Raw genomic sequence first — 22460 nt, 5'->3', positions numbered from 1 at the left:
AAACAAGGATTTACCTGAAATGACCAAGCTCGCTCTCAGCGTGGCTGCGATGTTGCTTGCCTCGAGTGCTGCCTTTGCCGGCAGCGACCATGGTGCCAACAACTCCAACCAGCCTGTCGCTTCCGTTGACACCAATGCCACCGCCTCGATCCCTTACACGGCCTATGTCGATGCCAAGACGACCGGACCGAGCCGGCCGGCGACCAAAACTGATGCGGACGAACCCGGCCAGGGCATCTGGGGCCGCTGAGTTCAGGGGCGGGACAGCCTCGAGGTCCCGACCCGATCCGCGATCAGGACGGGGGGCCATGTGGCGTGGCCCTCCGTCGCTCCTACCGCGATCTTTTGCCGCCACCGCAACCCACAGGAGACCACAATGTTCAGCATGACACGCCGCACAGTGCTTCAATCCGCCGCCGCCGCGGCCGCTTTCGGCCTTGCCGGCAAGCTTGAATTCACCCGCCCCGCTTTCGCCGAGACGCCCGTGGAGCCGACCGTCGGCTTCTACAAATACACGGTCGGCGACATCGAGGTCACCGCCATCTATGACGGCATCTGGAAGAAGCCGCATGACCCTGCCTTCATCAAGAATGTTTCCGTCGACGACACCAAGGCGGCGCTTGCCAAGGCAGGGCTGACCACCGACTTCATGCCCATCCCGCTCACCGTCGTCGTGCTCAAGATGGGCGGCAAGCTGATCATGATGGATGCGGGCTCCGGCGTCGGCCAGTGGCAGGCCAACGCCACGCATCTGCCGGCCAACATGGCCGCCGCCGGCATCGACTACAAGGCGATCGACACCATCATGATCTCGCATTTCCACCCCGACCATGTCTGGGGCTTGATGGAGAAGGGCACCAACACGCCGGTGTTCCCCAATTCCGAGCTGATCGTCAACGCCACGGAATACAATTGGTGGACCGATCCGAGCCGGCTGGCCAAGCTGCCCGAAGGCCGCAAGCCGGCGGGCAAGCGCATCGCCGAGAACTTCCCGAAATGGAAGAACTGGAAGCTGGTCGAGGACGGCGCGGAAGTGGCGCCCGGCATCCAGATCATCGCCGCCCCCGGCCACACGCCGGGACATTCGGTGTACCTCGCCAATTCAGGCAAGGAGCAGCTGATGATCTCGGCCGACACCATGTATGTGCCGGCCCTTCTGGCGCCGCATCCGGAATGGCAGGGCAGCTACGACCAGGATGGGCCGACCGCGATCACCACGCGCCACAAGATCATCGACCGGGTGATCGCGGACAATATCCGCATTTCCGGTTCGCACTTCCCGTTCCCCGGCACCGGCGTCTTCGTCAAGGACGGCAGTGCCTATGGCTTCACGCCCGTTCAGATTTGAACGGGTAACCCAGACCAAAGCGAGAAAGACAATGAAACAGCTTCTTTTGGGCAGAAACGCCCTGTTCGGTCTGCTCGGCGCCATCGCCGTGCTGACCGTCGTTCCCGTCGCAACGATCATGCCCGCCTATGCGGTGGATGATATCGAGGGCGCCGACGCACCCGATCTCACCGCCGTCCAGGCCAAGATCGCCGCCAAGGATTACAAGGGCGCACTGGCCGATCTGCGCGACCTCGCACAGGACAACCAGCAGGCCGACGTCTACAATCTGCTCGGCTTCACGCTGCGCAAGACCGGCGACGTCACCACCGCGCTGACCTATTACAACAAGGCGCTGGAGCTGAAGCCCGACCACAAGGCCGCCCGCGAATATCTGGGCGAGCTCTATGTCGAGACCGGCGACATGAACAAGGCCAAGGAGCAGCTGGCCTCGCTGCAGAAACTCTGCCCCGCCGGCTGCGAGGAGCTTTCCGACCTGCAAAAGGCCATCGACACAAAGGTGACGCAGTAAGCGGTGACCCGTTCCAACTCCCCCACGGACGTGGCTACGGCATGAGCTTGGCCATGCGTTGGGGGAACCACGTGGCAATCAAGCCTCGAGCTGATCAGTCGCGGACGGGGGAGAGGTGGCCGCCAAGCGGCCCGAGTTGGGGACTGGCACTGACCGATCCAGTCCCCCACCACAGTTTGGGCGCTCGTGGCTGGCGCCCATTGCCGGAGCCGGCGCCTCTCCCTCGAGCCGGCTCCGGCCTTTTCGAACATCACATCCGGCAGGCGCCGTTTTCGCGCGTCGCACGGCGCGCGGCGCTTGCCTGTGCTCAAAGATTGGAGGCTGACCATGACACCGAACGAAATCGCCGCGAAGCTCACCGGCCTCGCCACGAAATACCACATCAGGGACGTGACCCTGCTTGCCGGCCGCCTGCTCATGTCCTTCATCTTCCTGCATGAGGGCGTGACGCTGGCCACCCATTTCGACGGCGCCGCCAAGGCGATGGCCGCGCAAGGCGTCGGGCTGCCGTTGTTCGTCGCCACCATCGGGCTGCAACTGGGGGCAGGGCTATCGGTGGCTTCAGGGCTGCTGACGCGGCTGGGCGGCATCGGGCTCGGCCTGTTCTGCCTGTCCACGGCCTTGCTGTTCCACGTCAACTTCGCCAGCCAGAACGAGCTGCTGCATTTCGAAAAGGACCTGGCCATATCAGGCGGCATGTTCGTGCTGGCCGCCGTCGGCGCCGGCCGGATCTCGCTGGACTGGCTGCTGGCCCGCCACCTGCAAAAGCGCCAGCGCGACAGGGAAATGGTCAAGGCATTGCTGGCCGTGGAGAGCGAGTTCTCCATGGACGTGCGGCTGCCGGTTTGAGGCAGCAAGGGCTGCCGCCTTGTGCCTCGCCAGCCGCTCCAGTGCCGACCCCTGCAACACGCTCGCCCGCTGGAACCAGTCCCGGTGCTCCGCATTCTATTAGCGGGGACGCAAGGAGTGTGTGATGAAAGCGGTTCTGGCACTGGTCGCAGGCTTCGTCCTCACCCTTGCGGTCTTCGCCAGCGGGCTGGCTTTCGCCGCCTGGCTGATTCTGGCCAAGCCCGTGCATCAGGCCAGGCCCACCGACAGTGTCTCGCAACTGTGGACCAAGGACGCACAGCCCGTGGACAAGGCCGCGCCGGGCCTGGAGCGCGTGGCCGCCGCGCAGCCTCCCGCACCCGACGCCGCCGCCAGGGTGCAGTCGGTCGACCCGACCAAGACAGCCGCGGTGGCGCCCGGGGCAGACGAGCAGCAGGCCAGGCTGCCGGCTGCCCATGTCAGCTGGTGCGCGGACCGCTACCGCTCCTACAACCCCGACGACAACAGCTACATGTCCTACAGCGGACAGCAGCGCCCCTGCGTCTCGCCCTATCTCGACACCAGTGCCGACGCCGGCCAGGCCGCTCCCGACGAAGTAAGCTATGACGAGGGCGGCGCGGCGCCGCTGGTCGCGACAGCGGACCTTTCGGACGACCACGTCCAATCCTGCTCCAACCGCTACCGCTCGTATCGTCCCGAGGACAACAGCTACCAGCCCTATTCCGGTGGTCCGAGGCGCCAGTGCGAATAGGCGACGCGCGCCGCTTGCCATGGAAGGTGCGGGCAGAACTTCGCTTCATGGTTTAGGCGTGGGCGGGAGGCTCCCGATTTAGGGCGCGCAGCGCTTTGCGGCCGCATTCCACGCAAAATTCCACTCTTTGAGCGGTTCTTACCACGCCCTTTCCCACGCCCGCACAAACACCACACCCCTACAAGACGCCCCAACAGCGCAACAATGAACCGAGTGCGCTGAAACCTGCAGCCGCAGGGATCCTGTGGGGGTCGCGGTTGGCCGGTTTCGCCCGAGACCATGAACACACAGCCTCACGAACGCGATGCGGGCGGCGCGTCGAGGCCGATGTCAACTTGTAGAGATGGAGACTTGAAATGAAGAAGATCATTCTGACTGCTGCTGCGTTCCTGTTCGCCTCCGGCATGGCTTTCGCCGGCTCCGACCATTTCGGCTCGGACTTCGTCCCGGCCGCCGGCAGCTACCCGACCACCCATTCGATGATGTCCTCCAAGGCGGTCGACCCGAGCGTCACCAAGAGCATCACCGGCAGCGCGGCGGGACAGTCGATCCTCGACATGCCGGCCGAATACGGCCAGGGCATCTGGGGCCACTGATATCAAGGCTGCCCAGTACGGCCTGTATCCAGGTGGCGGGCTTGCCCCGCCGCCTGGATCATTTTGCGTCCTGCCCGGCGCCTCGCGCCCTCCCACCGATCCGGCAGTTCCACCCGGACCAGCGATCACGCAGATTTTTTGGATCAATCCCATCACCGCGGCGTTCATCCCTGACACGAAGGAGGAACGACAATGGGCGACGAAAGGCACGAGAAGATCCAGAAGCGCGCATACCATAGCGTGAAGGCGGCGGCGATCCCGAGCATCATTGGCACCGCGCCGAGGCCGAGATCGACAGGGAAGCGGCTCTGCCGCTGACGGCCGACGACGCCTTGCCGCAGACCCGTGAGATAGCCAGCACCGACGTTCTGGAGGTCGAGGAACTGGCCATGCGCACCGGCATATCCGGCGACGAGGCGCAGGCGCTGCTCGACCGCCTCGGCACCGACCGCGCCGCAATCGAGCAGGCGGCGCGCGGGCTGAAGGCCAGGAAGGGCGCCAAATCCTGATCGGGGAGACTGAGATGATCCGCAAACTCAAGGACGGCAAATACCGGCTTTATTCCCGCAAGAAGGACGAGAAGACCGGCAAGCGGCGGAATCTGGGGACGTTCGAGACGCGCGAGGCGGCGCAGAAGCATGAAAAGGAGGTGCAGTATTTCAAGCGGCATTGAGGGGGCGCTGGCCTCTGCAGCGCCGGGTGTCCACCTCATCCCTTGGCCGGCTCTTCGTAGATGCCAATGATGAGGAGCCATGCGCCTGAAATCAGGAAGGCGAACAGGACGATGGTTCCAAGGGCCGCGATGTAAAGGCCCACGCCGCGCCCGAGAATGAGGAAAATCGCGCCTGCAACCTCGGCCAGGTAACACATCGTGCCGCCCGCCAACCGCGGCCCGGTCAACCCGATGGTGCTCATCCCCGCCTTGATGGCCACGACATATCCCCTGACGAAGATGAATGTCGCTATGCCCCAGAGCAAAAGCCATTCGAGGCCGAGTGCCGGAAGATATTGACCACCCAGAAGCGCAAGGCTGCATGCCATGAAAATCGCGCTGAAGCCCGACAGCATGTTGATTGCCCGGTTCTTGTGCGTCGTGTTGCGGACAATGCGTTCGGGATTGATCGAGATCGCAACGAAGATCAACCCGGCAAGCCCCGCCGCGCCGCCGCCCACCATGACGAAGAAATCAGTCCATTGATCCAACATGACTTGCCCCCCGAGCTTCAGCCGGCTCGATGGAGGCTAGCATGGCTGCGTTCCCGAACTCCACGGGGCGGGATAGCTGATCGCGGGGTTTGTCGTTCCCACGTTCGGACCGGCGCGGCGTTCACCCCGACGGAGCAGGCAGCGCTCGGGCTGAAGGCCAGGACGGGCGCCAAATCCTGATCAGGGAGAGCGAGATGATCCGCCAACTCAAGGACGGCAAATGCCGGCTTTATTCACGCAAGACGGATGAGAAGACCGGCAAGCGGCGGAACCTGGGGGCGTTTGAGACGTGTGAGGCGGCGGAGAAGCATGAGCGGGAGGTGCAGTATTCAAGCGGCATTGAGGGAGGGCTGTTCGGTGCGTACCTCTGGCGACCGCGATGGCGACACGCTGCAAGCTTGCGTGACCGATTTACTCTTAATTCCGCTAAGCACACGGCAGCTTTGCGCCTCATGTCGTCATTCGGGCCGACTTGGCGCTTGTCTGGACATAGGGATCGATGTGAAAGCGAGACGGGCGCATGCATGTATCGCGTCGAGCGCTGCCATCGGATTGGGCATGCCAATCATTGAACTGGCCGCGGACGAAGCGGAATCGCTCCGCCCGTCACGCCAGATTACGTCAGCTCATAGTAGAAATCACAAATCAGGTCCGCGACCTTGACGGCCTCGAAATCCGTCATGTGTGCGGCGGTCTCAACAGCGACCGTTTCCATATCGTCTTGATCGATAGCAAGCAGATCCAGTATTTTCGCAAACTTGAACTTGAGTTCCGGGTCACCATCGAATTCATCGATCGTAACGTCCAGAATGTTCGTATTTGCGTCGATCAGGCGCGTTTGAACACTGTCGGAAGAGGCTGCTAGCGTCCTGATCGCCGCAAAAAAGTGCTCGCGCGCGTTGGCATATTTGTCGTCCATTTTTGATACCTTTATGGGTGAAGCGCTGCGCCTTGGACGTGAGACGCGCACCGCGACTTACGCTTTTGGCATGGCCTGAGTCAACGACACAGACGCGGCCCGTCGCGCGCCGATATCCGTGAGCGGCCGGACTGCAGGCGACCATTCAGACAACGCTTCACCGCATGTTCGAGCTTCAAAGGACGGCAAGCGCCTCGACCAAAACTGGATTGCAAAGACTGGGGACGGTGCTGATGGAGATGCCGGACGATGATGAAGACACACGGCCGTGCATTGCAGCCGGAACGCTGGGCACTTCAGGAAATAGGCGGCGTTTGCAGGGCCATCTTCAAAAGCAGGGCGGAAGGCCTGCGTTTGCGAACCCGCTGCGAACCGCGCAGCGGGTTGCTATGTGCCTTTTCGCTAACGAGCGCTCAGTCAGGCATAGGCCGGCTCGCGATTGGCCATCACATACGCGCCACTTTGCCCGCCACCTGGCACGCGCGGCGCGACGGCGGCGGGGCAAGGCGGCGGATCATCATCATCGTCCCTGCCGGTAAAGCGCCGTCTGCGCGGCGATCCATTGATGCGCCGGTCATGGCGATCGAACGCCACGGTCCACGGCATTGCCCGACGCGAAAGAACTTTGCCGGCGGGGCCGACTTGATTCAGCGCTTTCAGGCATCGCAAGATATCGTCGACGGGGACGATCTTGCCATTGTCCAGTTTGCGTAGGGTGGGGCGATTTTCGACGGCATGCGCCTCCGATGCCCATGATGCGAGCAAGGCGCGCTTTTCGTCCAAGGTCATGCGTGGATGCTTGAGCACATCGCCCGGGCTGTCGAGAAGGCAAAAAAGACCCTCGAAACGCCCGGTGCGCCGGGTTGGGGCGCGGAATGTTTCAGTCTGCTGATTCATCTCCAATCTCCGCAATCGAGGCCTCCCGACCGAAGCCGGGAGGCGACCGCAGTGTTCGTGTTGAAATATCGGCGTCAGGCAACCTTACGCGGTTTCTCGACGTCCTGGCTGATCTGCTTGTTGACCGCCATAGCGTCGCCAGAGCCGATGTTGATGCGGCGAGGTTTCAGTTCCTCGGGGATTTCCCGCACGATCTCGACGCTGAGCAGGCCATTCTCCAGGGACGCAGCGACGACCTTCATGTGGTCGGCCAGCTTGAACACGTGTCTGAAGTTGCGCAAGGCAAGGCCCTGGTGCAGCACCTGACGCTCCTCCGTGTCGGTGGATTTCTGGCCGACAACCACAAGTTCCGGGCCATTCTGCGTCAACTCCACCTCTTCGGAACTGAAGCCGGCAATAGCCATGGCGATACGGTAGTCGTTTTCACCGGTCTTCTCGATATTGTAAGGCGGCCAGTCGGTCCTGGCGTTGTTTTCGAGCATGTCGAAAAGACGATCGAATCCGACGGTGGTTCGATAAAGCGAGTCAAAGGTTCTCATAGCCACATTCTCCTTGAAGCAACATGGGTACAAGGTGCGCCGCCCAACGGCGCCGCCCGTCGTCGAGCCATACAGCCTCGACGGCGAACGATTTGGGAAGCGCCGAAAAACGCTTCAAGGCCCCTGCGCAAAAAAATTTGAGCCTCTTGATGGTACGAAAAACCGCTGCCGGGAGGAGAGCGGCGAGACGACCTCGCCAGCTTGACCATATGCCTTCTTCAGCAGCATCGCACGACCTCACATCCACGCGAGGGTACTGCCTCATGTGGTCCGGAGAATCGCTCAAACCAGCGATTCAAATCTTGCAGCGTCGACCGGTCGACCGAGCAGAAATCCCTGCCCGAAATCACAGTCCATGTCGCGCAACAGCGTGCGTTCCACCTCTGTCTCTATTCCCTCGGCGACGACATGAAAGCCGAGTTCCCTGGAAATCCTGATGATGGACTCGATGATGACCCGCTTGGAACGGCTTTGCGCTAGTCCTTTGACAAAATCGCGATCGATCTTGATCTCCGTAAGGGGGAAATCTTCGAGGTAGCGCAGATTGGCGTAGCCGGTTCCGAAGTCGTCGATGGACAGGCCGACGCCCAGTTCGCGCAGATGTCTCATGATCAACAGCATTTCCGCGGAACTTTCGACCATCAAGCTCTCGGTGAGCTCTAGCTTGATCCATGCAGCATCGGCGCCGCTGGCGGTGAGCACATCGGAGACAAATTTCGGCATGTCGCGAAGCTTGAACTCGAGCGGCGAGACATTGAACGAGAAGACTATCGGCACTTGTCGGCCCCGGTTCACGCGCGCGGCAAAGTCCGCGACGGTGCGGAGTCCTCGGGCGCCGATATCGAGTATAAGACCCGTATCTTCGGCATGGCCGATGAACTTGTCCGGCGACTGCATCCCAAACAGCCCATGGTGCCATCGCAACAGGGCTTCAGCACCGACAACCGTTCCCGTGGCGAGGTCGACCTGCGGCTGGTAGTGAAAATCGAACTCGTCATGTTCCAAGGCCTGCTGCATTTCGCTGGTCATGCGCAGTCGGTTTCGCGCACGCTTATCGTCCTCGGAACTGAATGCGCAGATATCGAGGAACGCCGACGACTTCGACCGATGCAAAGCGGCACCGGCACGACGAACCAGCGTTATGGCGTCCGTCGTCTGGTTGCCAACGACATAGCCCATCGCGAAACGGATCCTTATCGTTGCGCCCGCAACGAGATAGCGCGGCGCCAGGGACTGCCGGATCATTTCGATTGCCGCTTGGGCCTCGTCGGCATGGCCAAGCGGCTGAGCGAGCGCAAACTCATTGGATCCCGTGCGGCAGATCAGTGCAGCGCCTGTGTTGGTCAGGCGTCGCGCAATCTGCATCAGCACCTGGTCGCCAACGTCATATCCGTACCCTTCGTTGATGTCATGGAAACGAGCCATGTCGATCTTGACAAGCAAGATCGGCCGTTCCCCTTGACGCAGCAGGATGTCGACGTCCTCGACGAAGGCGTATCTGTTGAGAACACCGGTGAGCATGTCGGCGCGGGTGCTCTGGGCAATTTGCGCGGCGGCGACCCTGCTCGCCGTCACGTCCCGCATCAGTCCGATATAGTGCGTCGGCTCGCCACCAGCGATGCTCATAGGTGCGAGGCGGAGTTCGTTCCAGAACCAGCTACCGTCCTTGCGGTAGTTCTTCAGCGTGACGGCAACATCCTCACGCCGGGCGATGGCTTCACGAATGGACTGGATTTCGGGTTGAAGGCGATCACTGCCTTGCAGGAAGCGGCAGTTTCTCCCGATCAGCTCGTCGCTGGAATAGCCGGTGATGTCCTGGAACGCGCGGTTCACGTAGACCAGCGCCATACCCTTTTCACGCAGATCGCTGATGGCCAAACCATCCCTCGATAGATCGGGCAGCCGGGCCGCGATCTCTTGCGGCACGCCATAGCGGCGCGGGTTCGCGACCGCAGTACTGCGGATCAGATTGCCGAACCCGGCCTTGAAAATCTCTGTCATGTTGGGGCGACGGCTGATAGTGTCCGGAGATGCATGCCCCCATAGATGGCCAGCTATCGCGCATATTCTACTGGCACGATCAACAGGTTCCGTAGCGGTATGGCCGACGTGGCGTGGGCCGCCGTCGGCTGCGACTGATTTAGCGGCTCAGTGACGTACTCGTGCACCGGAAAGCGGCATCGACATGAACGATGAGCCTGCCCACGCGCTCCGCAAGTCCGGCATCCGCGTCATGGGCGAGATGTGCTGGGGCACACACATCTGCGTCTTCTACGAAGCGGAACAGGACCTGCTTGCTACAAACGCTTCCTATTTCGCGGCCGGGCTGGAGAACAACGAGTTCTGCATCTGGGCGGTCTCCGATCCGATCGACGCAGAGACGGCGAAGGATGCGCTACGGCAATCCATCCCCGACATCGATGCGCGCCTGATGGCCGGCCAGATGGAAATCATTGCTGCTACGGACTGGTACCTACCTGGCGGCGAGTTCGACATACAGCGCATCACCGGCGGCTGGAACGAGAAGCTGCGCGCAGCGTTGGAACGGGGGTATGCCGGGATCAGAATCAGCGGCAACGCATTCTGGATCGGGACCAGCCACTGGCAGGAGTTTTGCCAATACGAGCATGAACTCGACCACTCGCTGGCGGGTCAGAAGATGCTCGTTTTGTGCACTTATTCCCTGTCGGAAAGCAGGGCCGTGGACCTGCTCGATGTCGCACGAGCACATCAATTCACCATCACCCGGCGAAACGGAGAATGGGAATTTCTCGAGACGCCGGAGCTCCAGGCCGCCAAGCAGGAAATCAGGAAGCTGAATGGCGCATTGAATATCCTGGCGGACACCAGCCGCGCCACTTTCACGGCTCGCGAGCGTATCGTGCTCGCCCAAATCGTCAGGGGCTATTCGAGTAAGGAGATTGCTCGCACCTTGAAAATTGCCCCACGAACGGTCGAGTTCCATAGAGCCAACCTTCTCAAGAAAACCAACGCGCGGAGCACGGTCCAGCTCTTGCACATGGTTCTTGGCGAGTAGCACAAGTCCGGGGTTGCTTCTGCGATGGAAGCTGGACCGGAGCCTGCGCTCCAACGCGGCCTGCGAGTGCTGTTTTGCCCGGTGATGAAAACTGCGATATGCGATGCGTTTCCGGGCAGGCTCTGCGGGTTTAACGTCCGCTGTCACTTCTCGGCAGCCACAAGCCGCCGGTCCGCTTCCGGCCCTATCAAGACATTCAGGGTGTTGGGGGTAGCGGCCGCAACTGGCGTTTAGCCCGACCTTCCAATTTCTCGAAGACTGCCAAGTCGCACCCTCTCGTTAACCATTCGTTAACCATTCCCTCGCTAGCGTTTACCTCTCAGTAAGGATTCGCCAGCCGTGACCTTTGCCGCTCCCCTAGAGGCCAAATCCATTCGCTTTCGTGCCCGTTCTTTCGTCGCTTTCACATTGACCCCGGAAGCGCCCATGGTGGAGTGGCTGCAGGGGCTGGATCACTGGATCGGCAACTCGCCAGGCTATTTTGCCGGGCGGCCGGTGCTGCTCGATCTGAACGTTTTGAAGCCGCGGACGAGCGAGATTGCGGCGCTGGTGGCGGAGCTGGGGACGCGCGGCATCCGCATCTATGCCATCGAATTGGAAGGGGCCGCGCTCGGGCCCGACCTGCCGCCTCTGCTGGTCGGCGCCAAGGAGGCGACGACGGAGGGGCTGCTGCCTGGCCGCAAGGGCGGGCAAGAGGCTTCCGGCAAGGAAGGCAAGGCCGCCGAGGGCAGGGCGCCGGACCACGGCGTCGATGCTGGCGGCGTTGCCAAGGGAAAGGCTGGCGCAAGCAAGACTGAGGAAAGCGTGCCGCAGGTTTCGCATTACGATTCGGGCACGCTGATGATCAAGACGCCGATCCGTTCCGGCCAGGCGATCATGCATGCGCATGGCGATGTCATCGTGCTGGGCTCGGTCGCGTCCGGTTCGGAGATCGTCGCCGCCGGCTCGATCCATGTCTACGGCACGCTGCGCGGGCGCGCTTCGGCGGGCGCGTTGGGCAACACCGCCGCGCGCATCTTCTGCCGCCGCAACGAGGCCGAACTTCTATCGGTCGACGGCTGGTACATCACCGCCGAGGAGATGGAAGGGGTATCGCGCGGCAAGCCGGTCCAGGCCTTCCTCGACGGCGACGGCCTGCGCGTCGAGACTTTGAGTTGAAGCGGCTTGGGAGCTGACGACCGCTGACTGAATAAAGGCCGGCAAGCCGGCCCGGGATAAAACGAACAACAACGGAGGCTTTTTCATGGGCAAGGTAGTGGTGGTCACATCGGGCAAGGGGGGCGTCGGCAAGACCACCTCGACGGCGGCGCTCGGTGCCGCCGTGGCCAAGACCGGCAAGAAGGTGGCGCTCGTCGATTTCGACGTCGGCCTGCGCAACCTCGACCTGATCATGGGCGCCGAACGCCGCGTGGTGTTCGACCTCGTCAACGTCATCCAGGGCACGGCAAAGCTGTCGCAGGCGCTGATCCGCGACAAGCGGGTCGACACGCTGTTCCTGCTGCCGGCTTCGCAGACGCGCGACAAGGACGCGCTGACGGAAGAGGGCGTCGGCGAGGTTATCGACAAGCTGCGCTCGGTGTTCGACTATGTCTTCTGCGACAGCCCGGCCGGCATCGAGCGCGGCGCGCAGCTCGCCATGCGCTTTGCCGACGAGGCGGTCATCGTCACCAATCCGGAAGTGTCGTCGGTGCGCGATTCCGACCGCATCATCGGCCTGCTCGACGCCCGCACCATGCGCGCCGAACAGGGCGAGCAGATCGCCAAGCACGTGCTGGTCACCCGCTATGACGCGGGGCGCGCCGCGCGGGGTGAAATGCTCAGCATCGACGATGTGCTGGAAATCCTGTCGGTGCCGCTGCTCGGCATCATTCCTGAAAGCCAGGATGTGCTGCGCGCCTCCAATCTCGGTGCGCCGGTGACGCTGTCGGAGCCGCTCAACACCGCGGCCACGGCCTATATCGACGCCGCAAGGCGGCTGGAAGGCGAGGATCTGCCGGTCGTCGTCCCCTTCGAGCGCAAAGGTTTCCTCGACCGTCTGTTGGGAAGGAGGGCGGCATGATGAACGTGTTCGACCTTTTCAAGCGGCGCTCCAGCGCGCCGGTGGCGCGCGAGCGGCTGCAAGTGCTGCTCGCCTATGAGCGCCGCAACCGCAGCCAGCCCGACCTCGTCTCCATCCTGCGCGAGGAGATCATGGCGGTGATCGCCAAGCACGTGCAGATCGACCAGGACTACCTGCAGGTCTCGATGGACCGAGGCGAAACCATGTCGACGCTGGAGATCGATATCCAGATCCCCAACAAGAGCGCCGTGCCGATGGCGATCGCGGGGTGATCTTTACCCTCCCCCTTGTGGGGAGGTCGATCCGCAAAGCGGATCGGGGTAGGAGCAGCGCGACGCCCTAAGACTTGGCGCGAAGCGGTCGGAGGGGGCAGCGCGGCGCTCGCCAGCTCCCTCTGAACTCATTTGAAGCCGAGCCATTCCCCGCTCCGTCTCGGGCTTCGCCCGAGCCACCGTGCCGGGGCGAGCCACGGGTCTCGCCCGTCCTTCGGACCCCCCACATTCGTGGGGGCGAGGAAACCAGGTTCTGCAAAGCTTGCGCCAGCACCCCCACCCGGACCTGCGGTCCGACCTCCCCACAAGGGGGAGGTGGGGAGCCGAGCTTTTCCACGCCTCGATAGGACGCTGTTCCACTGGCTGCGCAGCCCCTCGCCCTCACGTCGCCGTTTGCGGGAGAGAACGAGGGGGCAAGAGGAAGGCCGGCGCCGCATCTGGAGAGTAAGCGATGGGCACCGGCCCGGGCGGATCGACAGGTCCGCCGCGAAGGAACGGTAGCGAGTCCGGCGACCGCATGGCATTGGTGCGATCGCGCAGGGTGCCAGCGGCACGTCATGGGCCCTTGATTCGGATGGCCGAGCGGCGCACCAGGAATCGCGGTCCCGGCCCTTGTCAGTCCTGCGGTTCATGCTGGTAGAGCTCGTCCATCGAGAGTGATGCCAGGGCGCCGAAGGGGGCCTGCTTCTTCACCCGGCCGCCGCTCAGGATCACCACGTCGTCGCAGAACGAGATGGTGCTGTAATGGTGGCTGATGACGATGGTCGTGCGCCGTCCCGCTCTCGACTTCAGCGTCTCGACGATGGCCGCTTCCGACAGTCCGTCGACCGCATTGGTGGCTTCGTCGAGGATGAGCAGATCGGGGTCGCGCACCAGCGCCCTGGCCAGTGCGATCCGCTGCCTCTGTCCCGCCGACAGATTGACGCCCCTGTAGCCGACCAGCGTCTCGTAGCCCTGGGGCAGCCGCTCGATGAATTCATGCGCCTCGGCCAGCCTCGCGGCGCGCTCGGCGTCTGCGAGCGTCGCCGCGTCCTGCCCGTAGCTTATGTTCTCGAAGATCGTGCCGTCGACCAGCTCCAGCTCCTGGCTGGCCAGCGCGATGTGGCGCCGCCACTGGTTGGCGTCGATGCGGTCCAGTGGCGATCCATCGACGAGGATCCTGCCCGTGTCCGGTTCCACGAAGCGGCACAGAAGATTGACGATCGTCGTCTTGCCGGCGCCGGAGCGGCCGATCAGCGCCGTCGAGCGGCCACTGTTGATTTCGAACGTCGCCGCATGCAGCACCACTTCACGCTGGTCCGTGCCGGAATAGGTGAATGTCACGTCATCGAACTTGATGCCCCGGCGCAAACCGTGGAACGGCCCGTCGCCTTGCGGCGGCTTGGGCTTGCCCGTGGGATCCAGCATCCATGTCACCTCTTCCAGCGATCCGCTCAGGCCCTGCAGCTGGCTCCACGATCCCTGCAGGGCCCGCATATGCGGCTGCAGCCTGTAGAGCAGGATGACGAAGGCGATGATCAGCGGGAAACTCACCTGCGCCAGCCAGGCGCCGATCACCACCGCCAGGAACAGCATGGCGTGGAGAACCTCCGTCAGCGGCGGCAATGCGCCCTGGCGGACCTGCAGGACGAAGGAGGCGCGGCGAACCGCATCGGACGCGGTGTCGAAGATCGCCTTCTCCCGGCCCTCCTGGCCGAAGATTCGGATCAGCCGCCCGGCATGCACCAGATGCAGCATCTGCGAGGCGAGATGGCTGTTGCGCGAAGCGACGCTGCGGCTGGGCTCCTTCAGATTGGCCGAGAGGATGGCGTGCGCGATCTGGACGAGCGCCAGTCCGAACGTGACCAGCAGCGTCATGCGCCAGGACAACAGCAGCAGGAAGGCCAGGAGGATGATGGCGGCCGATGCGCTGACGATCGACGACAGCATGATCTGGATGGCATCGGACGCCCGCCAGGATTCGTTTGAGATGATGTTGAGCAGCCGTCCGGGGCTCTGCCGCAGGAAGAAGGGATAGCCGACCCGCAGCAGCTGCTCCGACAGTGCGCTGCGGATCGAATGGCTGGCCTTGCCGGAGATGAAGGTCGTCAGCAGCGTGTTGGCGAAGCCGAAGATGTTCTTCAGGACGATCGAGCCGAGGATGGCGGCCGAAATGACTACGAGCCGGTCGCGATCGCTGAAGCCCGATCCGACTTGCTGGAGAACAGCGGAGAAGCCCGCCATTCCCGTCGCATCGCCATGTCCCATGATGATGCCCAGCAGGGGGATGATCAGGCCGATGCCGAACCCTTCGAGGGCAGCGCCGACCAGGCCGAGGACGACCACGGCCGGAACCAGGCGCAGTTGCCGCGTCCCGAAGGCGCGGAACAGCATCGGCAGGCTAGGCGGGAGCAATGGCATCAGGCCTCGGCATTGGCTTGTTGGTCCTGCCGCACCGGCTCGGCCTGCGGTCGTCTCGCCAGCAGTGCGTATCTGGCCGCGCCGAGCACATTCATGCCGACGATCGGCCAGTGCGACAGATCGAGTTCGCGATCGAAGGCGGGCCCGCCCGCCAATTCCCGCAAGGCGCCTCTTGCGGCCCAGTAGAAATGGCGAAGCAGCCAGGGCGCATGGCGGGCATGTTTCAGGCAGAGCCCGCCATTGCCCAGGCTGTAGTCGCGGTGGAGCTTTTCGATGGCTTTGCGATCGCGCCGGCCATGGTGGTGGAATATCGTCATGTCAGGCACATACTCGACCGGGATGCCGAGCAGCACCGCCCGCACGAGGTAGTCGGTATCCTCCGCCGACCGCAATGGCCCGCCCGCGCCGAAGCGCTCGTCGAAATCGCCGATGCGGGCCGCGACGTCGCGGTGCATGGTCATGTTGCAGCCCAACACGAAGCCGCCGGGATGAATATCGGGCGTCAGCCGCTCGCGCACCCGCGATCGCTTGATCGTGAAAGGCAGGTCCCTGGGATCGCCAAGCTCGACACGGCCTCCCCGGATGAGCCCCTGTTCCCCGGAAGAATAATGTCGCTCCAGATCGCGCAGATAGTCGCAATGCACGGCGCAATCATCATCGACGAAGACCAGCACGCGCCCCCTGGCGCGCCTCAACCCGGCGTTACGGGCCGCCGCCAGCCCGGGGCGTGGCTCGTTAACGGGCGTGAATGGAATGTCCGACTTGGCGGCGATGCTGGCCAGCCGTTCCGCCGTGCGGTCGCTCGAGCCATTGTCGACGACCACGAGCTCGGCCGCGAAGCCGGCATGCGCACGGCACGCGGCCTGCACCGACTTGATGCAAGCCTCGAGCACCGCGACGCGGTTGCGCGTACAGATGATGAAGCTGACTTCCGGCGCCGATCGGTCCGGGCGCGGGCCGGCCGGGGCGCCGCCAAGCGCGGTCGATCGCTCGCGCCGCAGAGGCTGGTGGGCTTTGATCGTCATTCCTCTAGCCCACCTGATGAGATGCCAGAACCGCCGCGGCGGGCGCGGATTTGAAGAAATATTCCACGGCGTCCGCTTGCTTGCCGGCCGACAGCGAGGCGAGGCTCAGCCAGGGTGCCAAGGCGCCCGGCCGCAGCGCATATTTCTCGCGCCGCCGGATGGCGTTCCACTTCGCGGTCCGCGTCAGCAATTCATGCGTCAGGGGCGGCTGCCTTTCGTCGGTCACGAGCTGGTAGAGGAAATAGAACAGGTTGAGAGCGCCGGCCTCGAAGCTCGGCCGCGTCTCGGCCGGCAGGGAGCGGATCTGCTGCTCCAGCGCGACGATGAAGTCGGCCGCGCGGGTGACCGTGTCGAAGCTGACCGCTTCGCCGATGTCGCGCAGGTCCCACGTGGCTTCCGCGAGGCCCTCGCGCTCGAGGTTCTCGGCCACGATGCGCAAATGCGTCCTGCGCATCTCCTTGCTGTGCCGGCTGGTCACGCTTGCCTGATGGACGCGGTAGACGACAAGGTTCTCGGGCATCATGGCCGCCGGGTAGCGAGCGGCCAGCCGCCTGAAGAGATCGAAATCCTCGGCGTGCCTGTAGGTCGGGTCGTAGTGGAGAGCGGCGTCTTCGACGACCTTCCTGTTGTAGACGACCGTCGGGTGCATGAAGATGGTGAAGAACATCGCCAATATGGGCATGCGGCCGAACCGGAACACCGGATCGGGCTTGCCCCTGGCGATGCGGCCGCGGATCAGCATGTCGACGCCGGCGCCGCAGAAGCCGAGCTCGGGCCGCTGCTCGAACAACGCCACCTGGCGCGACAGGCGCCAGGGATAGGCGACGTCGTCGGCGTCCATCCGCGCGACCAGCTCGCCGCTCGCGACCGCCAGCCCTTCGTTGAGCGTCGCGACGAGGCCGCGGTTTTCGCGCGAGATGATCGAGATGCGGCTGTCGGCCTGCCGGTATCGCTCGAGGATCTCGAGCGAATTGTCGCTCGAGCCGTCGTCGATCGCGACAACCTCCAGGCGGCGGTAGTCCTGCCGCAGGATGCTTCCAAGTGCTGCGGCAAGGTAGGGGCCGGCATTGTAGACCGGCAGCAGGACGGAGACGAGCGGCGCGGCGGTCATGGTCTTGCATCCCTTCGCGGGAGGTCGAGGGATGGCGCGCGGCCGTCGGGCGATCCGCCGGGATAGGCTTGCGCCGGCCTCGCGAACCAGCCGGCACGACCTGCCTGGGCTCGCCGGACATAGGGGAAGTGGCGCTTGAGGCTGTTGAGCGGCCTTTCGAAAACCAGCCAGGAAATCGCGGCCACGACAATCGTGGCAATGCTTGCAACCAGGAACCGTCCTGGCCCTTGCTCCGAGACATTGAGTGGAATCCAGGGCTGCGACTTGACGGCGAGCGACAGCAATATCGGATGATAGAGATAGACGCCGTAGCTGATACGGCCGAGGGCCAGCAGCGGCGGGAGCTCCGCAAACCTGCCGGGGATGCCGCCAAGGCCGCGCGAACAGGCGGCGACGATGGCCATCAGCGGCACCAGGGGCAGGACTTGCAGCAGCAGCCAGCGGGCCCACTCCAGCGTCGGATCGGGAGGTGCCGGGACAAACCACTCGATCATCAGGAACGCGGCCGCGAAGGCAGGCCAGCCCAGCCGCATCCATTGCGGCAAGCCGGCGCCCCTCGACCGCCAGCAGGCAAGCAGCGCGCCCGACGCCAGCGCGTCCATGGATGCCGGCGGCAGCAGGTCGCGCGCCAGCGCCGGAGTGGCGGTGACCGGCCAGTAGAAGCGATAGGCCAAGGACAGCGCGATGACGCCGATGCAGATCTGTTCGAAGCGCCGGTATGGGGCCAGCAGGACCACAAGCGGCCAGGCAATATAAAACTGCTCCTCGATGCTCAGGCTCCAGAAATGGCAGAGAACCCAGGGGTTCCAGTCATTGCGCAGCGCATACCAGAAATTCGACAGGTAAAGCGCATGCCAGACCAGCGATCCCCTGGACTGCTCCAGATCGAACAGCCAGACGAAACCCAGCACGGCAAAATAGGGAGGGAATATCCGCAGCGCCCGCCGGATGTAGAAGGACCGCAGCGCGGGGCCGGCTTCAAACGCGGCGGCCGAACGCGCTTCCAAGAGCAGGCGGGTGATCAGGAAGCCGCTCAGAACGAAGAACAGCCGCACGCCGATATGGCCCCAGAACGAAGATCCTCCCGCCGCGTAGAAATGGGAATACATCACCATCGTCACGGCGATGGCCCTGAGCGCGTCCAGCTGGATGTCGCGGGCGTTTGCCATCAGCGGCTTCCACGGGGGGCCTGATGTCCGCGATGAGGCTGGCAGAGTGCCGTTTCGAGCGGCAGACCAATGCACGCGAAATTCGCCGGGGCGCCATCAAACCCGCGCTGTGCGAGCCTGCCTGGGTCGATCTCGCAATCGACGGACGGACGGCTCAAGTCGGTCAACCCGGCGGAATCCTTCACGGCGTATGTCCAGTCGCAAAACGAGTCCCCCGGCGGATGGTTCGGTCACCGCATTGTGCAGCGCAACACAAAAAATTTAGCGACCTGAAATACTTATGTGAGCAAGGCCAAAAATTGGCAAAAATCCGCAATTTTTTCGGGTTCTGGAAATTCCCCATAGCTTTTCAACTTTTTGGTTGGAGTTGTATCGGCTTGCTCGCCTTAGTTGATCAGAAACATTTCTGCTCGAGCAGATAGGAAGCATCGGAATTTTCGTTAAAAAAACCTCGAGATTTAAGAATCTACATTTTACCTATTTTGGTTCATTCGGAATCATCCGGCGAATGAACTGGAATCGTTAGCTTTTTGCGATGCAGCATAGTAGCCTTCTTTCGTTGGCTTACCACGCGGCTTGCTTCCCTCAAAAGCAGGCATCCGGCCAAGCTGCAGGTTGCTGGAAAGGCCTTTCATACGGCAAAACCATGGCTCGCCAGCGCCTCACAGCGCCGCGAGGTGACCTCCAACTTGCGATATATGTTTTTGATACGGCGCACGGCGTCGTGAACAAAATGTGTAACCAAAATCGGGGGCCGTCCGTTTATGATGCGACGGAGGCCATGCGATGTCGCGCACCTACGATCTTGCATCCGATGTTATCCGGCGTGTCTATGAAAGGCGCATAGACGCGCCGGCGATTCTCGATACCGCCAGCGAATTTCCCAACGCGGCGAAGTTCACCGGCGCCTGGCGCGACATCCGTGATGAAGCGCTTGGCGTGCGTCTGGGCAAGGTCCCGCGCTTCCACGACATCATGCCGGAGCAGGCCGATATCTCGGCCAATGACGGGCGCGACTGGCGCATGTTCGTGCTCAAGGCCTATGACATGGCGGTGCCGGAGAACCTGGCGCGCATGCCGGTTCTCAGCCGCTTGCTTGCCGAATGCCCGGAAGTCAAATCGGCGGCTATCTCGTTCCTGGCGCCGCGCAAGCACATACCCAGCCATCGCGGGCCGTTCCGCGGCATCATGCGGTTTCACCTAGGCCTGGTCATCCCGCGCCAGGCCGATGGCCGCCCGGCAACCATCATGATGATCGACCATCAGGAAGAACGGATCACCGACGGCGAAGGCATGTTGTGGGACGACACCTATCCGCACGAGGTGATCAACAACGCCGATGAAGCGCGCATCGCCCTGCTGCTGGATGTCTGGCGTCCGGGCATGCCCTGGGACATGGAAATACTGTCCCGGATGATCGTGCGCGGCGTGCAGGCGGGCATGCGCCGCCGGGGCGTGTCGTTCAGCGGCTGAATCGGCGAGGGCGCCAGCGCGCCCGCACTGTCTTGACCCTATCAAGCCGCCTTCACTGCCTCAGGACAGGCAAGCCGGTTCGGCCTATCCCGATACTGCCGCGTCTGCATATCGCGGCAGGGAAGGACAAACCAAAGTGACATCGATGCCGGTTGCCAGTCGCGAAGCGGCGCCCTTGCCCGTCGCGGCGCTGATGGGGGCCATGGTGTCGATCCAGATCGGCGCCACCTTCGCCAAAACCCTGTTCCCGCAGATCGGTGCACAAGGCACGACGACGCTGCGGCTGGTCATCGGCGCGCTGATGCTGATCGCGGTGCTGCGGCCCTGGCAGATGCGGCCGACGCGCGCCACCTTGCCGTGGCTGGTCGCCTATGGCGTGACGCTCTGCGCGCTCAACCTGCTGTTCTATGCAGCCCTTGCCAGGATCCCGCTCGGCGTCGCCGTGGCGCTGGAATTTTCCGGGCCGCTGCTGGTGGCGACGCTGACCTCGCGGCGCGCCAGCGACTTCGCCTGGATCGCGCTTGCCCTGGCCGGCATCATCCTGTTGTCGCCCTTCATCCACTCCTTGCAGCCGCTCGATCCGACCGGGGTGATGCTGGCGCTGGCGGCCGGCGGCTTCTGGGCGCTCTATATCGTGCTGGCGCAGAAAGCGGGTGCGGAGCTTGGCACCCGCACCACCGCCTATGGGATGGCGATCGCCGCCGTGCTGGTGCTGCCCTTCGGCGTGGCGCAGGCGGGAATGGGGCTGCTGGCGCCGTCAATCCTGGTCAGCGCGCTGCTCGTCGGCCTGTTTTCCAGCGCGCTGCCATTCTTCCTGGAGATGGTGGCGCTGACCCGCATGCCGGCCCGCATCTACGGCACGCTGACGTGCCTGGAGCCGGGACTCGGCGCGCTGGCCGGCTTCCTGTTCCTGCACGAAAGCCTGACCCCGCCGCAACTGGCCGGCATCGCCGCCGTCATTGTCGCTGCCGCCGGGACGGCGCTGACCTCGAAGCCGCCGGTGCCGTCGCCGGAATAAAGGTGGACGCTAGGACCGCCCGGCGACGTCAATTTTGGCGCGAGCCGGCGCCCTGTTGTCGTCAGAACTTGACGCTGAGGTTGGAGCCCGGTCGCACAGTCGTCGCAAAATCGCCGCTCTTGCCGGGAATCGTACGGCTGGCAGCTGCGTGGCACGCGGGGGAGAAGCCATGATGAGACTACCGATCATGGCGGGCCTCGTTCTGGCAGGTTCTCCGGCGTGGGCAGGCGACATACCCTATGCGCCCTCGGCCAATGTCCCCGACTATGTCGCGACGATGACGGTGCAACCATCGGGAAATTCGGCCGGATCCCATACGAGGATCGTCACACATCATGACGGCTGGGTCCGTGTGGACGAACTCGGAACTGTCATCTACGGAAATCCGGCAAAGCAAATAACGGTCTCGTTCCTTAGGGATTCAAACTATTCCTCTGTTTCGGTAAACCGTCGGACGTCGACGTCCTACGAACGAATTCGCGCAGTAACGGAAACCGGCCAGACCGAGACGCATGCCGGCGAGCGATGCGACGTGCGGGACGTCGTGCGGCGCGATCCAGACAAGCAGGTTCCTAAACTGCAATGGCTGAGTTGCCTGACGGCTGATGGTATCGAGATAGCCACGAGGGTGTTTGTGAACGGCTCGCTGTTTCAATCGACGGCGATTGTCAGACTCGAACGGCGCCCCGTGTCCGCCGAGGCGGTCGAGCTGCCTGCCAATTTGCTGGAGGTTGCCCAATGGCTGCACTTCGACCATCCGCCACCCCAAGCTGCAACCGCTGTCAAGCGCCCACCGGATTTTGCCATGCACATGCAATGGCAAGGTGCGGTCAGGGCATTGCGGCGGCACGATCCATGGACCTACGATGAAACATCGTATCCCGATGGACGGCGAACCCTAAATATCCGCAACGACCAAACGGGGCAGGCACTATCCTTCGGGGCCGCCAAGGGCGGTGCGTTTGAGCGTCTCTCCATATGCGAGAAATGTCAGTCGGCAGATTCGCCGGCTATTCACCTCGGCCGCAATGTCATCCCGGAGAGCATGGGCCGCACGGACAGTGTTCTCGGCGAGGCGTGCGACTGGTTCGACATGGCTCCGGGTACGTTTGACATAAACCTTTCGCAATGTCTGACGCAGGACAAAATCCCGCTAAAAATCGGCAGTGGTGGAGCGTGGGGGCCACGTGAGGAATTTGTCGCCGATGAGGTTCAGCGCCGAGAACTCAAGCCCGAAGAGATTCTTCCACCCAGCGATGTCCTGAACCGGTCGAACTGGGATTTTCCAGGATAGGCGGGGA

General features: G+C 63.1%; 25 protein-coding genes. 16 read left to right on the top strand and 9 right to left on the bottom strand.

Annotated elements, in window-relative coordinates:
* The first annotated feature begins 19 nt into the window (after positions 1 to 19).
* The 8 genes from ACVILI_RS25265 to ACVILI_RS25230 all read left to right on the top strand — a co-directional run bounded on the left by ACVILI_RS25265 (position 20) and on the right by ACVILI_RS25230 (position 4707).
* Positions 20 to 250 (top strand): DUF680 domain-containing protein, encoded by a 231-nt coding sequence (locus ACVILI_RS25265; RefSeq protein ID WP_019859444.1) that lies wholly within the window; start codon positions 20 to 22, stop codon positions 248 to 250.
* A 126-nt stretch (positions 251 to 376) separates the two neighbouring features.
* Entirely contained in the window at positions 377 to 1348 is a 972-nt protein-coding gene (locus tag ACVILI_RS25260) for an MBL fold metallo-hydrolase (RefSeq protein ID WP_038648097.1), read from the top strand.
* 31 nt (positions 1349 to 1379) lie between these two features.
* A complete protein-coding gene (locus ACVILI_RS25255; RefSeq protein WP_020628939.1) occupies positions 1380 to 1859 on the top strand; it encodes a tetratricopeptide repeat protein in 480 nt (159 codons plus the stop codon).
* 327 nt (positions 1860 to 2186) lie between these two features.
* The gene (locus ACVILI_RS25250) at positions 2187 to 2708 is read left to right on the top strand and encodes a DoxX family protein (protein WP_038648094.1); all 522 of its coding nucleotides are present in this window, start codon (positions 2187 to 2189) and stop codon (positions 2706 to 2708) included.
* A gap of 121 nt (positions 2709 to 2829) precedes the next feature.
* On the top strand, positions 2830 to 3438 hold the full coding sequence (locus tag ACVILI_RS25245) for a BA14K family protein (RefSeq protein ID WP_038648092.1): 609 nt from the start codon (positions 2830 to 2832) through the stop codon (positions 3436 to 3438).
* A gap of 356 nt (positions 3439 to 3794) precedes the next feature.
* Positions 3795 to 4034, top strand: a complete 240-nt coding sequence (locus ACVILI_RS25240; RefSeq protein WP_019859439.1) for a DUF680 domain-containing protein — start codon at positions 3795 to 3797, stop codon at positions 4032 to 4034.
* Between the two features lie 332 nt (positions 4035 to 4366).
* Complete coding sequence (locus ACVILI_RS25235; RefSeq protein ID WP_457102644.1) at positions 4367 to 4543, top strand: hypothetical protein; 177 nt, start codon at positions 4367 to 4369, stop codon at positions 4541 to 4543.
* A 14-nt stretch (positions 4544 to 4557) separates the two neighbouring features.
* Positions 4558 to 4707 carry a hypothetical protein gene (locus ACVILI_RS25230; RefSeq protein ID WP_143976366.1) on the top strand — a complete coding sequence of 50 codons (150 nt, stop codon included), beginning with the start codon at positions 4558 to 4560 and terminating at the stop codon, positions 4705 to 4707.
* Positions 4708 to 4742: 35 nt separating this feature from the next.
* Here ACVILI_RS25230 and ACVILI_RS25225 read toward each other — a convergent pair whose 3' ends face one another.
* From ACVILI_RS25225 to ACVILI_RS25205, 5 genes are all read right to left on the bottom strand, one after another.
* The gene (locus ACVILI_RS25225; protein ID WP_019859436.1) at positions 4743 to 5240 is read right to left on the bottom strand and encodes a hypothetical protein; all 498 of its coding nucleotides are present in this window, start codon (positions 5238 to 5240) and stop codon (positions 4743 to 4745) included.
* Between the two features lie 616 nt (positions 5241 to 5856).
* On the bottom strand, positions 5857 to 6159 hold the full coding sequence (locus ACVILI_RS25220) for a hypothetical protein (RefSeq protein ID WP_019859434.1): 303 nt from the start codon (positions 6157 to 6159) through the stop codon (positions 5857 to 5859).
* 417 nt (positions 6160 to 6576) lie between these two features.
* Positions 6577 to 7056 (bottom strand): hypothetical protein, encoded by a 480-nt coding sequence (locus ACVILI_RS25215; RefSeq protein WP_038648086.1) that lies wholly within the window; start codon positions 7054 to 7056, stop codon positions 6577 to 6579.
* A 74-nt stretch (positions 7057 to 7130) separates the two neighbouring features.
* Positions 7131 to 7595, bottom strand: a complete 465-nt coding sequence (locus ACVILI_RS25210) for an Hsp20 family protein (protein WP_038648084.1) — start codon at positions 7593 to 7595, stop codon at positions 7131 to 7133.
* A gap of 282 nt (positions 7596 to 7877) precedes the next feature.
* Entirely contained in the window at positions 7878 to 9596 is a 1719-nt protein-coding gene (locus ACVILI_RS25205; protein WP_051726839.1) for a putative bifunctional diguanylate cyclase/phosphodiesterase, read from the bottom strand.
* A gap of 184 nt (positions 9597 to 9780) precedes the next feature.
* Between ACVILI_RS25205 and ACVILI_RS25200 the strand changes: the two genes are divergently transcribed.
* The 4 genes from ACVILI_RS25200 (at position 9781) to minE (ending at position 12963) form a co-directional block, all read left to right on the top strand.
* The gene (locus tag ACVILI_RS25200) at positions 9781 to 10632 is read left to right on the top strand and encodes an MEDS domain-containing protein (RefSeq protein WP_019859430.1); all 852 of its coding nucleotides are present in this window, start codon (positions 9781 to 9783) and stop codon (positions 10630 to 10632) included.
* 339 nt (positions 10633 to 10971) lie between these two features.
* Complete coding sequence (gene minC / locus ACVILI_RS25195; protein ID WP_038648081.1) at positions 10972 to 11790, top strand: septum site-determining protein MinC; 819 nt, start codon at positions 10972 to 10974, stop codon at positions 11788 to 11790.
* Between the two features lie 85 nt (positions 11791 to 11875).
* Positions 11876 to 12691 carry a septum site-determining protein MinD gene (minD, locus tag ACVILI_RS25190; RefSeq protein WP_038648077.1) on the top strand — a complete coding sequence of 272 codons (816 nt, stop codon included), beginning with the start codon at positions 11876 to 11878 and terminating at the stop codon, positions 12689 to 12691.
* Positions 12688 to 12963: a cell division topological specificity factor MinE gene (gene minE / locus ACVILI_RS25185; protein WP_010910548.1), complete on the top strand. Its 276-nt coding sequence runs from the start codon at positions 12688 to 12690 to the stop codon at positions 12961 to 12963. Before minD ends, minE begins: the two co-directional genes overlap by 4 nt.
* 615 nt (positions 12964 to 13578) lie before the next feature.
* Here the strand turns inward: minE and ACVILI_RS25180 are convergent.
* The 4 genes from ACVILI_RS25180 to ACVILI_RS25165 are packed head-to-tail and all read right to left on the bottom strand — an operon-like array spanning position 13579 to position 18668.
* Complete coding sequence (locus ACVILI_RS25180; protein ID WP_038648075.1) at positions 13579 to 15363, bottom strand: ABC transporter ATP-binding protein; 1785 nt, start codon at positions 15361 to 15363, stop codon at positions 13579 to 13581.
* Entirely contained in the window at positions 15363 to 16388 is a 1026-nt protein-coding gene (locus tag ACVILI_RS25175) for a glycosyltransferase family 2 protein (RefSeq protein WP_038648074.1), read from the bottom strand. Before ACVILI_RS25175 ends, ACVILI_RS25180 begins: the two co-directional genes overlap by 1 nt.
* Before the next feature lie 4 nt (positions 16389 to 16392).
* Positions 16393 to 17499 (bottom strand): glycosyltransferase family 2 protein, encoded by a 1107-nt coding sequence (locus tag ACVILI_RS25170; protein ID WP_038648072.1) that lies wholly within the window; start codon positions 17497 to 17499, stop codon positions 16393 to 16395.
* Positions 17496 to 18668 (bottom strand): acyltransferase family protein, encoded by a 1173-nt coding sequence (locus ACVILI_RS25165; RefSeq protein ID WP_038648069.1) that lies wholly within the window; start codon positions 18666 to 18668, stop codon positions 17496 to 17498. The genes ACVILI_RS25170 and ACVILI_RS25165 overlap by 4 nt, the downstream gene beginning before the upstream one ends.
* A 23-nt stretch (positions 18669 to 18691) precedes the next feature.
* Here ACVILI_RS25165 and ACVILI_RS25160 point away from each other — a divergent pair, with 23 nt between their 5' ends.
* The 4 genes from ACVILI_RS25160 to ACVILI_RS25145 all read left to right on the top strand — a co-directional run bounded on the left by ACVILI_RS25160 (position 18692) and on the right by ACVILI_RS25145 (position 22453).
* The gene (locus ACVILI_RS25160) at positions 18692 to 19090 is read left to right on the top strand and encodes a hypothetical protein (RefSeq protein WP_148307405.1); all 399 of its coding nucleotides are present in this window, start codon (positions 18692 to 18694) and stop codon (positions 19088 to 19090) included.
* A 364-nt stretch (positions 19091 to 19454) separates the two neighbouring features.
* Positions 19455 to 20141: an aspartyl/asparaginyl beta-hydroxylase domain-containing protein gene (locus tag ACVILI_RS25155; protein WP_038648068.1), complete on the top strand. Its 687-nt coding sequence runs from the start codon at positions 19455 to 19457 to the stop codon at positions 20139 to 20141.
* Between the two features lie 136 nt (positions 20142 to 20277).
* Complete coding sequence (locus ACVILI_RS25150; protein WP_038648065.1) at positions 20278 to 21159, top strand: EamA family transporter; 882 nt, start codon at positions 20278 to 20280, stop codon at positions 21157 to 21159.
* A gap of 169 nt (positions 21160 to 21328) precedes the next feature.
* Entirely contained in the window at positions 21329 to 22453 is a 1125-nt protein-coding gene (locus ACVILI_RS25145; RefSeq protein ID WP_038653013.1) for a hypothetical protein, read from the top strand.
* The last annotated feature ends 7 nt before the right edge of the window (positions 22454 to 22460 follow it).

Source organism: Mesorhizobium sp. USDA 4775 (assembly GCF_054062655.1).
The sequence above is the reverse complement of the archived record's forward strand: the minus strand, read 5'-3'. Positions and strand labels throughout refer to the sequence as shown.